Genomic DNA, 11418 nt, shown 5'->3' with positions numbered 1-11418 from the left:
TGACCGTATAAAACTAAGACAGGAGAAAAATTGATCATGCGAAGATCCCCCAAAAAATCAAAAAACATCGTTTTTCTTTCGATACTTGGTACGATATTAGTTATTGTGGTAAGTGCTTTTATTTTATATAATCGCGCAAAATCACCGATGGCTACAGCTGAAAAAGAAGCTGTTACAATTGCTAAAAAATACGCAAAACTAGATAAAGAAACAGCATTTTATAGATATAATAGGGATGCAACTTATTTTACAGTTGCAGGGACAACAAAAGCTAATAAAAGAATTTATGTGATTGTTGCTCAAAAAGGTGGAAAAGTTAAAGTCTTATCACAATCAAATGGTAAGACAAAAAATGATATTTTAACTTATATCTGGAATGAAAAAAAACCTAGTAAAATATTGAATGTCGGACTTGGTATATACAACGGTGTACCTGCATGGGAAGTGAGTTATTTGAACAAGAAAAAAGCTCTTTGTTATGAAACACTGCAGTTCTCAAATGGTAAAGTTTTAAAATCCGTTGAAAATATATAATTGTCTTATGGACTAATATATCTGACTAATGATATTATAAAAGGAATGAAATCGATCTAGCAACTAGGACCGTAATGAGGAGGAAGTTTATTGAAAACAATTAGTATAATTGATGCTAAAAACCATGTAGACGAAGAAGTAAAAATCGGTGTTTGGCTTACTAATAAAAGATCAAGTGGTAAGATTGCATTTTTACAATTACGAGATGGAAGTGCCTTTTTCCAAGGTGTCGTGATAAAAAGTAATGTCAGTGAAGAAACTTTTGAAATGGCAAAAGAGTTACATCAGGAATCTAGCCTTTACGTTATTGGTGAGATTCATGAAGATAAACGCTCACCATTTGGCTATGAAATTGAAGTTAAATCACTTGAATTAGTTGGTGATAGTCAAGATTATCCAATTACACCTAAAGATCATGGAACAGAATTTTTGATGGATCATCGTCATTTATGGTTACGTTCAACGAAACCATATGCAGTTATGCAAATTAGAAATGAAATTATTCGCGCAACATATGAATTTTTCAATAAAGAAGGTTTTATAAAGATTGATGCGCCTATCTTAACTGGTAGTGCACCAGAAGGTACAACTGAACTTTTCCATACTAAATATTTTGACAAAGATGCCTATTTGTCACAATCAGGTCAATTGTATGAAGAAGCTGGGGCAATGGCCTTTGGTAAAGTATTCTCATTTGGACCAACTTTTAGAGCTGAAAAATCTAAGACAAGACGCCATTTAATTGAATTTTGGATGATTGAACCCGAAATGGCATTTATGCACCAAGAACAAAGTCTTGAAGTACAAGAACAATATATTGCGTTCTTAGTACAAAATGTTTTAGATAACTGTGACTATGCTTTAGATATTCTCGAAAGAGATAAAGAAGTCTTAAAAAGTTATACAAAAACACCATTCCCTAAAATTTCTTATGATGAAGCCGTCGAATTATTACAAAATTCTGGTGAATTTCCTGATACTAAATGGGGTGATGATTTTGGATCTCCTGAAGAAACTTATTTGGCAGAACATTTCAGTATGCCAGTATTCGTTTTAAACTATCCTAAAGCAATTAAACCATTTTACATGAAACCACATCCAACGAGAGAAGACGTCGTTATTTGTGCTGACTTATTAGCTCCTGAAGGTTACGGCGAAATTATTGGTGGTTCAGAACGTGAAACTGATGTAGATAACTTAATAGCACAAATTAAAAAAGCTGGATTGAACGAAAAAGATTACGAATGGTATTTAGATTTAAGAAGATATGGTAGTGTTCCTCATTCAGGATTTGGTCTTGGATTAGAACGCGCAACAACTTGGATTACAGGTGAAGAACATATACGTGAGGCTATTCCATTCCCACGTCTATTAAACCGTATTTACCCATAAAAAAGTAGAGAAAAAGAACCTTTAAACGAAATTGTTTAAGGTTCTTTTCTTAATTAAGGAGGCATTTTCGTTATGGATGCATTTATGAGTCAATTTTTAGAAGCAGGGGAAACCCATGTGTCTAATTTAATTTTACGGAATTATCGAAAAATTGGATTATCAAGTGATGAATTAATTTTCTTAATCCATCTATTAAGCTTTAATCAAGCAGGTAATAAATTTCCAGATACAAATCAAATTGCCAGTCAAATGGGCGTGACGGCCCAGGAAACCTATACATTACTGCAGAAATTAATCGAAAAAAAAGTTATTTCTATCAAAACAATTGATGATTCAAATGGGTACAGCACCGATCAATTTGATTTTAGTGTGTTATATGAAAAATTAAATAATTTAAGTCATAGGACACAAGAAAAGGTTGAAGTTGTTAAGAGTAATAATTCTCGAAAAGAGGTTTATGAAAAAATTGAAGTTGAATTTGGAAGACCTTTATCACCAATGGAATTAGAAAGTATTAGCATGTGGATTGATCAAGACCACTATATTCCAGAACTAATTTTGATGGCGTTGAAAGAAGCTGTCCTTAATCAGGCATACAGTTTAAAATATATGGATAGAATTTTACTAAATTGGGAAAAGAAGCATATAAAAACAAGTCAAGACATAAAAAAAGATAAAGAAAAAAGACAACAACAGAACTTTTCAAATAATGTGAAGAATAATGACAATACAAAAGAATCTAATGATAAACCGGAAATACCCCTATATCATTGGTCAAATTAATGAAATAAATAAAAACCTGGCGATATTCAGAATTTTAACTGAATATCGCCAGGTTTTTATTTAACGAGTAGCAGACGAAACGGCTTTACTGCTGTCTGCTTTAGATGAAGCACTTGAACTAATAGCGGAGCTAGAACTACTAGATGAACTAGAACTTTCTGAAGAACTAGAACTACTTGAACTAGAAGAACTGCTTGAACTAGATTCTTCTGAAGAACTAGAACTATTTGATATCTTAGGAACTGAATATGAACTGCTATCTGCTGTTGTTGTTTCTGCAGTAGATGAATCTGTTAATGATAATTCGCCATTTTTCAGATAAACGTCAGAAGGTTTTGTCCAATCCGTATTTGAAACTGATTGGGAAACGTACTGCATTAAGTTTTTATAAATACCTACAGCTAGATGTTGAGAATTAACATCTAAGTAGTTATTTGCGACTAATGGTGAATCATAACCTGTCCAAACTGCAATTGAGTAATTTGAAGTATAGCCGGAAAATAATGAATCCATAACTGCGCTAGATGGAAATTTAGAAGCAACATTTGATGGATAATCAGTAGTACCGGTTTTACCCGCTTGGTAAAGACCCGGTATTTGAGCTGCCGTACCTGTACCATTAGAACTATTAATAACACCTTTTAGCATATCAGTAATCATATAAGCAGTTGATGTTTTCATTGCTCTAGTACCTGAGCTAGAATAATTTTCAACTGTACCATCTTTTCTTTCAATTTCTGAAATATAAGTCCCTTTGTGATAAGTTCCACCATTTGCAAATGCTGCATAGGCTTCTGCATTTTGAGTCGTTGACATGTTTGCACCGATACCAGATGAGTAAGTATCAACTTGATCCTTAGAGACACCAAGTTTTTTGACGAATCCTTGGGCTTTTGATAATCCAACCGCTTCAAGTGTCCGAATAGCAGGGATATTACGTGATTGAATCAAAGCATTTCGCATTGTCATTGTTCCAAGATAGCTATTATCAAAATCATTTAATTGTTTTGTAGTAGCATCAGGGTAGTAATATTTTGTATCGCTAACTTTTTGATTAGTTGGGTAGTCTAGATATTCAATAGCAGGACCGTAATCCATAATAGGTTTCATGGTTGAACCGTTGCTTCGACTAGTTGCGACAGCCCGATTATACCCGAAAGTAACATTTGTTTGTTTACGGCCACCAATCATAGCTGAAATAGCGCCAGTTTTTGAATCAACCATGGTAACAGCTAATTGCATTTTACTGTCAGGATAGACCACATAGTTATTTGTATTAGCTATATCATAAAGTCGTTTCTGAGCATCCAAATCTAAGTTTGTACGAATCTTAAGACTACTGTTATAAGGATCAAAACCTTTATCTTTAACAGACTGAATAACTTCTTTTAAATAGGAATCAGAAATTTTTGCATTATAAGTATCTTTTTCGGCAGAATGTGATGTTCTTAGGCCTGAAGTAATTGGTGTCGCTTTAGCTGTACTTGCTTCGCTTGCCGAAATTTTGTTATTTGCTAACATTGCATCAATAACTTCATTACGTCGTTCCTTTGCGTATTCTGGATGCGCGTAAGGATTATAAGAAGATGGGGCATTAGGAATACCAGCAATTAACGCGATTTGTTCTGTATTTAATTTATTCAATTTTTTACCGAAATAGTAATTTGCAGCAGTTTGCATCCCGTAAATACCATTTCCCATAAAGACTTTGTTAGCATAGAACGTTAAAATCTGAGATTTACTGTATTTACGCTCTACTTGTAATGCTAGCCATGCTTCTTGCGCTTTTCGTTTTATTGTTTGATCAGATGCTTTTGTCGAAAAGACAGATAATTTAATAAGTTGTTGTGTTAAAGTACTACCACCTTGAAGACCAGCTGATCCACCAGTGATATTTGACAAGGCTGCACCTACAATTCGCACAGGATCAACGCCATTATGTTTATAGAAACGTTTATCTTCGATTGAAACAATGGCATCTTTTAATAGTTGCGGCATGTCAGACGATTCAGCGTAGACTCTTGAAGTTCCTAAGGTAGTGATGATTTCATCATTCTTTGCATAAATGACACTTGCAGGGGTACTTTCAAGACTACTTGATGTTATTTTTGGTGAATCTTTGGCGTAATAGAAAAATAAACTGATACTAGCAATTACGCCAATAACGAATAGAGCAAGTAAGCTCAAAAAAATACGTTTAAAAAGTTTACCTTTACTATTTTTACCTTTGTTGCCTTTTTTGTTAGTGCTTATTTCTTGTTCGCGTCGCGCAACACGAGTAGTACCTTTATTATCAGCTGTTGCCATAAATAAAATTCTCCTTTAATTATATAAAGCCTTAATTATAGATGCTCTATCATTTTATCAACGTATTTTAAATAGGGAATGACCGGATTTAAAGTATATTGTATCTCGAATCCTTCAGTTTGGACTGTTTTCAATGGAATTGATTTACGACCATTAACACTCTGCTTATCCCAGTAAGTAAATAGCGTTTTTGATGGTAGTAAGTAGACCTTACCTAAGGTTGTGAACTTCATTATAACAAAACTAATTCCTCTTTGTAATACACATGATTTCATATGGTTAATTTGGTGCTCATGAAAATTACTTAACGGAAATGAAGTTTTATTTTTAGTTTCTTTAGCTTCAAAATCTAAATAGTGGCCATCGTATATGCCATTGTAGTCAGTTGTTGACGCAGTTTGAAAGTAAGCTTCTTTAATAACAGCTGCACTTCGTTTAGGATAATCAACTTTTACAATTTGAATAGGCGTTGGTTTTTTGTGAATGACAGCCATATTATGAGCAAGGTAAAATGCGTTGCTTACGTTGATATCATCCTCTAATGACATCCCCCGTTTACCAAACAACAGCATATTTGACTTTTTTTGCGTATTTAAAGGTGATTGTTCATAAAGTTTTCCATTAGGATAATTAATACTCACAGTTATTTCACGCTCCAATCTAAAATATTATAACAATAAGTGATATAATTTAATAGCTTTAAAGGATTTGGTAACATATTCTTAATATAAGAAAGGAATATTTAATCAATTATGAAGCGTTTATGGGTGACTGGTTATAGAACATACGAATTAGGTATTTTTAATGAAAATGATCTTAAAATAAAAATCATTAAAAGCGCAATTAAAAAAAATATTATTAATGAAATAGAAAATGGATTGAAGTGGGTTATAACTGGCCCTCAGCTTGGTGTTGAGCAATGGACGGCACAAATTTGCCTAGATATACAAAATGAATATCCTGATTTCAAGGTATCAGTTATGCTACCATTCAAAGAGTTTGGTAATAATTGGAAAGATGATAAAAAATTAGTTTTAAATCAAATATTAAATGATGTAGATTTTTCTGATTATGTTAGTAAGGATACCTATCAGTCGCCACAGCAATTAAAAAATTATCAAACTTTTATGATAGAACACACAGATGGCGCGTTATTACTTTATGATTCAGAAAATGAAGGCAAAACAAAATTTGATTTATTAAAAATAAAGCAAACTAAAGAAGTGAAAAACTATGCATTACGTATGATAGATTTTATGGAATTAGAAGATATTGCAAACGAAATGGAAGAGGAACAAAATAATCATTTGAATTATTAAATAATTCTGCTATAATAAACAGGTATTAACATTATTTATGAGAAATTAGTGATGAGGTGTACGAATATGACGGATGTTAATTTTGTACCTAAAGATATCTTACAAAAACATTTTGAAACAAAAATGCGTGGATATGATTCTAAAGAAGTTGACGAATTTCTTGACGATGTTATTAAAGATTATGAAACCTTTGATAAGAAAGTCAAAAAACTTCAAGAAGAAAATGATCGTTTAATTGCTCAAGTCGACGAACTTACAAAACAGGTTACTGTTGGTAAAAGTTCACAGACGACCCAAACAACATCTACAACTTCAAATATGGATATTCTTAAACGATTATCTAATTTGGAACGTCGTGTGTTTGGTGCACAGTTAGATGAGAATGAAAATTCTAGAAATCAATTTTAAATTAATTGAATGATGTAATATAGATTCAGTGTAAATTTCGGGTAATTGCGGTCTATTAAGTTAGGCTGAGGAAAGTCCATGCTTGCACAAGCTGAGATGCTTGTAGTGTTCGTGCTTGGTGAAAAAATAAGCCAAGGTACCTTCGGGTAACGGCGGATAAAATGACTAAGGCTTCGGCTATGTCAAAGTAATCTGTAAAGTGCCACAGAGACGATACAATATTGGAAACGGTATTGCTGGAACGCGGTAAACCCCACGAGTAGGCAACCCAAACTTTGGTAGGGGCGCTTCATGACGGAAATGAACAAATCATGGGGGCAGATAATATCTGGAGATAGATGATTACCACTGATTTCATCGCCTGAGATGGATGACGTACAAAACATGGCTTATAGAAATTTACATGATTTCAGGATGAACTAGGATGAAGAATTTTCTTTTATCCTAGTTTTTTTATTAAAAAAATTAAATTATAGTGAAGGTGCAAAATGGAAACTTTTAAATTATTGGCAACCGCAGCTAGCGGTATTGAGTCAATTGTTGGAAACGAACTTAAACATATGGGTTATGATGTTCAAGTAGAAAATAGTCGTGTCCGCTTCGAAGGAACAATGGAAGATGTTATTAATACAAACCTATGGTTGAGAACCGCAGATCGCGTTAAAATCATTGTTGGTGAGTTTACGGCTACGACTTTTGACGATTTATTTGAACAAACAAAAGCAATCTCTTGGGATAAGTTTTTACCATTAGATGCGGAATTCCCTGTTCAAGGAAAATCTCAAAAATCAACACTCTATAGTGTTCCAGATGCCCAAGCAATCGTGAAAAAAGCAATTGTTGATCAATTAAGTGATGTCTATCACCGTACAACACGCTTACCAGAGACGGGTTCAAAATATCCATTGGAAGTTGCTATTAATAAAGATAACGTCTTATTGACACTTGATACAACGGGTAGCAGTTTATTTAAACGTGGTTATCGTGTTGAAAAGGGTTATGCTCCTTTAAAAGAAAATATGGCAGCTGCGTTAGTTATGTTAACTAATTGGTATCCAGAAAAACCTTTTGTTGATCCAGTATGTGGTTCAGGAACAATCCCAATTGAAGCTGCATTAATGGGACATAATATTGCACCTGGTATCGGTCGTTATTTTGTATTCGAAGATTGGGATTTTGTTGAAAAAGGACTATTTGATCGTTTAAGAGAAAAAGCAAAAGGTGAAGCAAATCTTGATGTAGTATTAGATATAGCAGGTTATGATATTGATGCTGGCATGATTGAAATTGCTAAAAAGAATGCCGCTGAAGCTGGCGTCTTGGATAGTATTGAATTCAAGCAACTTGCTGCAAAAGATTTTACAACAGAAAAAGAAAATGGTGTTTTAGTCGCTAACCCACCATACGGTGAACGATTGAGCGATACTGAATCTGTACGTGTTTTATACAAACAGATGGGTGTTGTTTATAAACAAATGCCTACTTGGAGTAAATATATCTTAACAAGTGACTTAACTTTTGAAGAATATTATGGTTCAAGAGCATCTAAAAAACGTAAGCTATATAATGGCTCATTGAGAACGGATTATTTCCAATATTGGGGTAAACGTAAACCAAGAGCATAATAAATAATAAGTTTAAAAGCTATCTAATCAACGATTAGGTAGCTTTTTTTATTTAAGATAAAAAAAATAAGTGTTATCTCTTTACTTATTAATAGTAAGTGATATACTAAGTTTATTCAAATAGAGAAGGGGAAATTAATTATGAAAACTCAATTATTAGATCTTATGGAACAACGTCGTTCAATTTACGCTTTAGGGGATAAAGTAAGTCAAACACCTGATGAAATTACTGGTGTTATCGAGGATGCTATAAAGAAATCACCAACATCATTCAATAATCAAACAATTAGAGCAGCAATTTTATATGGTAAAAATTCAGACATGGTTTGGGATATCGTTGAAAAACGTCTTAAATCTGAGGTTCCTAATGCTGAAGCATATAAGAAAACTCAAGAAAAGATTGCAACATTCCGTGCTGGATTTGGAACAATATTATACTTTATAGATACTGATGTTGTTGCTCAAAATGAAAAAGATTTTGCTTTATACGCTGATAACTTCAGAGTTTGGGCAGAACAAGGTTTGGGCGGTGCTCAACAAAGTGTTTGGACAGTATTAGCTGAAAATGGTATTGGCGCAAGTTTACAACATTATAATCCACTTATTGATACTGAAATTAAAAATGCGTTTAATATCCCTGGAAACTGGGAATTACGTGCACAAATGCCATTTGGTTCAATTGAAGCAGCGGCAGGAGATAAAGATTTCATGTTAGATGATGACAGATTCTTAGTTATTAAATAATAGTTCAAAAAGATGAAACTTAAGGTTTCATCTTTTTTTATGGAAAAATATAGAATATCTGATCAATTATGTTAAGCTTTAAATATAGAAGAATAATTTTATTGTGTTAGAGGAGATCATAAGCATGAAAAAATATCAAAAAACATATTTTTATCAACCCGAGCTAGCTAAAACGGTTATTTTATGGTCATGGACGTTCTGCTTATTTTTAGGTAGTTTATTATTATGGTTAGAGATAACAACATTACAAATTTGGACAATTGTTTTATTTATACTTTTTCTTATTGTATCAATTGTTCAAATCTTGAATCGTAAATTAATAGTTGACGACAAAAATATTAAGTTAACTAAGGTTATTCGAAAACATAATGAAATAATTGAAATTTCCGCAATAAAACAAGTTAAATTAAGAAGATTTGGACTATCTTTTTATTTAGCCAATAGTAAAAAGTCAGTTGTTTTGAATTCTAGAAGCAAGTTACAATTATACACGGACCTTAAAAAGGGAAATAAATGATGCCAATAGGTGTCATTTATTTTTTTATAAAAAAGAAATATTAAAAAGAGAAATAGCTTGAATATCCATTAAAATACGAACTATTTTTATTAATTTTTTAATTTCGTCCTTTTTTTGCTTTGACACAACGCTGAGTTGTTGATAGAATAGGTTTATTAAATTTGGAGGTAATCGAATGGCAAAGATAGCAATTGTAATGGGATCGATTTCCGACTGGACCACAATGAAATTTACGGCTAATTTATTAGATGAACTTGATATTGAGTATGATAAAAAAGTTATTTCGGCACATCGAATGCCAATAGAAATGATTAAATTTGCAGAAAGTGCGGATAAAAATGGGTATGAAGTTATTATTGCTGGTGCGGGTGGTGCCGCACATTTACCAGGAATGATTGCAGCTTCAACCGTCATCCCTGTAGTAGGCGTTCCGGTGCAGTCCCATGCGCTAAATGGAATAGACTCTTTACTGTCAATTGTTCAGATGCCTGCGGGAACACCCGTAGCAACTATGGCAATTGGTAAAGCAGGTGCAACAAATGCCGGCATCTTTGCCGCAAAAATTTGTGCCTTAAGTGATTCAACTATAAAAGATAATTTAAAGTCATATCAATTATCACTCCATCAAAAATCTTTGGAAAGTAGTGATTTACTTGATTAAAAGGATATTACCAGGACAAACAATTGGTATTATTGGTGGTGGTCAGCTAGGACAAATGATGACAACGTCTGCAAAAGAAATGGGTTATCGTGTGATTATATTAGATCCGCAAAAAGATTGCCCAGCTGCTCAGGTTGCGGACAAACAAGTGATTGCAGATTATGACGATGAGATTGCTATTTTAAATCTTGCAAAAATGTGTGATGTACTAACGTTTGAGTTTGAAAATGTAGATGCTGATACGATTGATGCAGCAAAGCAATATTGCTATGTTCCACAAGGGTCGACTGCACTGCGTATTTCACAAGATAGAATTAGTGAGAAACAATTTTTGGAAGCTCATAATTATCCAATCGCACCATTTAAATTAATACAAAGTTTTGATGATTTAGAAAATGCCATTAAAATAACTGGGTACCCATCAATTTTAAAAACGATTCGTGGCGGATATGATGGTAAAGGACAAGTTATTTTAAAGACAAGTGCTGATTTGATTGAAGCGGGAAAATTGATTCAAAATAGAACATGCGTGTTAGAAGGCTTTGTTCAGTTTGATCGTGAAGTTTCCGTTATCATTGCTAGAAATGAATTAGGCCAACAAAGTATTTTTCCGATTATCGAAAATCAACATCGTCATAATATTTTACATGAGAGTTCTTGTCCGAGTCGTTTATCGATTGAGACAAGAAAAGAAGTTGAAATTATTGCAAGTCAAATTGCTGATGATTGTTTGTCTGTTGGAACAATGGGGATTGAATTTTTTGTTTCAGATTCAGGTGGCGTTTATGTTAATGAAATTGCACCTAGACCACATAATTCCGGACATTTAACAATTGAGGCCTGTTCCTTATCACAATTTGAAGCGCATATTAGAGGAATTTGTAATTTACCAATGTTAAAACCACAGTTGTTAAGTCATGCTATTATGATTAATATTTTGGGACAACATGTCCAGTCAGTATTAAATGAAATTCAAAATGAAGGTCAATGGCGGTTTCATTTTTATGGTAAAAATGAAGCAAAACAAGATCGTAAGATGGGTCATGTAACGATATTAACCGATAATATTGAGCAAGCTAAAATTGATGTATATCAAACGAAAATTTGGGATTAAGAGAGGAAGATAAA

Annotated in this window: 12 protein-coding genes and 1 other RNA gene; 11 read left to right on the top strand and 2 right to left on the bottom strand. The window is 33.1% G+C overall.

Features of this window, described 5'->3' with window-relative positions; translation table 11 throughout:
• The first annotated feature begins 36 nt into the window (after positions 1-36).
• The 3 genes from AC1RPR_RS02640 to AC1RPR_RS02630 all read left to right on the top strand — a co-directional run bounded on the left by AC1RPR_RS02640 (position 37) and on the right by AC1RPR_RS02630 (position 2709).
• Entirely contained in the window at positions 37-534 is a 498-nt protein-coding gene (locus tag AC1RPR_RS02640; protein ID WP_481761289.1) for a cell wall elongation regulator TseB-like domain-containing protein, read from the top strand.
• 90 nt (positions 535-624) lie between these two features.
• Positions 625-1926 (top strand): asparagine--tRNA ligase, encoded by a 1302-nt coding sequence (gene asnS, locus AC1RPR_RS02635; RefSeq protein WP_409022573.1) that lies wholly within the window; start codon positions 625-627, stop codon positions 1924-1926.
• A 72-nt stretch (positions 1927-1998) separates the two neighbouring features.
• Complete coding sequence (locus tag AC1RPR_RS02630) at positions 1999-2709, top strand: DnaD domain protein (RefSeq protein ID WP_481761290.1); 711 nt, start codon at positions 1999-2001, stop codon at positions 2707-2709.
• A 60-nt stretch (positions 2710-2769) separates the two neighbouring features.
• Here the strand turns inward: AC1RPR_RS02630 and AC1RPR_RS02625 are convergent, their stop codons facing one another.
• The gene (locus tag AC1RPR_RS02625) at positions 2770-5016 is read right to left on the bottom strand and encodes a transglycosylase domain-containing protein (RefSeq protein ID WP_481761291.1); all 2247 of its coding nucleotides are present in this window, start codon (positions 5014-5016) and stop codon (positions 2770-2772) included.
• A 35-nt stretch (positions 5017-5051) separates the two neighbouring features.
• Positions 5052-5657, bottom strand: a complete 606-nt coding sequence (recU, locus tag AC1RPR_RS02620) for a Holliday junction resolvase RecU (protein WP_481761292.1) — start codon at positions 5655-5657, stop codon at positions 5052-5054.
• Between the two features lie 111 nt (positions 5658-5768).
• Between recU and AC1RPR_RS02615 the strand changes: the two genes are divergently transcribed.
• From AC1RPR_RS02615 to purK, 8 genes are all read left to right on the top strand, one after another.
• Positions 5769-6335 carry an SLOG family protein gene (locus AC1RPR_RS02615; RefSeq protein WP_481761293.1) on the top strand — a complete coding sequence of 189 codons (567 nt, stop codon included), beginning with the start codon at positions 5769-5771 and terminating at the stop codon, positions 6333-6335.
• A 66-nt stretch (positions 6336-6401) separates the two neighbouring features.
• The gene (gpsB, locus tag AC1RPR_RS02610) at positions 6402-6743 is read left to right on the top strand and encodes a cell division regulator GpsB (RefSeq protein WP_481761294.1); all 342 of its coding nucleotides are present in this window, start codon (positions 6402-6404) and stop codon (positions 6741-6743) included.
• Positions 6744-6776: 33 nt separating this feature from the next.
• Positions 6777-7140, top strand: an RNA gene (gene rnpB / locus AC1RPR_RS02605) — RNase P RNA component class B.
• 91 nt (positions 7141-7231) lie between these two features.
• On the top strand, positions 7232-8368 hold the full coding sequence (locus AC1RPR_RS02600) for a THUMP domain-containing class I SAM-dependent RNA methyltransferase (protein ID WP_409022567.1): 1137 nt from the start codon (positions 7232-7234) through the stop codon (positions 8366-8368).
• Positions 8369-8509: 141 nt separating this feature from the next.
• Positions 8510-9112, top strand: coding sequence for a nitroreductase family protein (locus tag AC1RPR_RS02595; RefSeq protein WP_481761295.1), 603 nt, complete (start codon positions 8510-8512; stop codon positions 9110-9112).
• A gap of 124 nt (positions 9113-9236) precedes the next feature.
• The gene (locus tag AC1RPR_RS02590) at positions 9237-9629 is read left to right on the top strand and encodes an EbsA family protein (RefSeq protein WP_481761296.1); all 393 of its coding nucleotides are present in this window, start codon (positions 9237-9239) and stop codon (positions 9627-9629) included.
• Positions 9630-9804: 175 nt separating this feature from the next.
• Positions 9805-10290, top strand: a complete 486-nt coding sequence (gene purE / locus AC1RPR_RS02585) for a 5-(carboxyamino)imidazole ribonucleotide mutase (protein WP_481761297.1) — start codon at positions 9805-9807, stop codon at positions 10288-10290.
• Positions 10283-11404: a 5-(carboxyamino)imidazole ribonucleotide synthase gene (purK, locus tag AC1RPR_RS02580; protein ID WP_481761298.1), complete on the top strand. Its 1122-nt coding sequence runs from the start codon at positions 10283-10285 to the stop codon at positions 11402-11404. The genes purE and purK overlap by 8 nt, the downstream gene beginning before the upstream one ends.
• Positions 11405-11418 lie beyond the last annotated feature (14 nt).

The organism is Dellaglioa sp. CoH-57-MRSF-22, assembly GCF_056781895.1.
The sequence above is the reverse complement of the archived record's forward strand: the minus strand, read 5'-3'. Positions and strand labels throughout refer to the sequence as shown.

What these genes read in the sequence shown, in the direction of transcription:
- AC1RPR_RS02640 (WP_481761289.1), top strand. Translation starts at nt 37, where the DNA reads ATGCGAAGATCCCCCAAAAAATCAAAAAACATCGTTTTTCTTTCGATA.
- AC1RPR_RS02630 (WP_481761290.1), top strand. Translation starts at nt 1,999, where the DNA reads ATGGATGCATTTATGAGTCAATTTTTAGAAGCAGGGGAAACCCATGTG.
- AC1RPR_RS02625 (WP_481761291.1), bottom strand. Translation starts at nt 5,016, where the DNA reads ATGGCAACAGCTGATAATAAAGGTACTACTCGTGTTGCGCGACGCGAA.
- AC1RPR_RS02615 (WP_481761293.1), top strand. Translation starts at nt 5,769, where the DNA reads ATGAAGCGTTTATGGGTGACTGGTTATAGAACATACGAATTAGGTATT.
- gpsB (WP_481761294.1), top strand. Translation starts at nt 6,402, where the DNA reads ATGACGGATGTTAATTTTGTACCTAAAGATATCTTACAAAAACATTTT.
- AC1RPR_RS02600 (WP_409022567.1), top strand. Translation starts at nt 7,232, where the DNA reads ATGGAAACTTTTAAATTATTGGCAACCGCAGCTAGCGGTATTGAGTCA.
- AC1RPR_RS02595 (WP_481761295.1), top strand. Translation starts at nt 8,510, where the DNA reads ATGAAAACTCAATTATTAGATCTTATGGAACAACGTCGTTCAATTTAC.
- AC1RPR_RS02590 (WP_481761296.1), top strand. Translation starts at nt 9,237, where the DNA reads ATGAAAAAATATCAAAAAACATATTTTTATCAACCCGAGCTAGCTAAA.
- purE (WP_481761297.1), top strand. Translation starts at nt 9,805, where the DNA reads ATGGCAAAGATAGCAATTGTAATGGGATCGATTTCCGACTGGACCACA.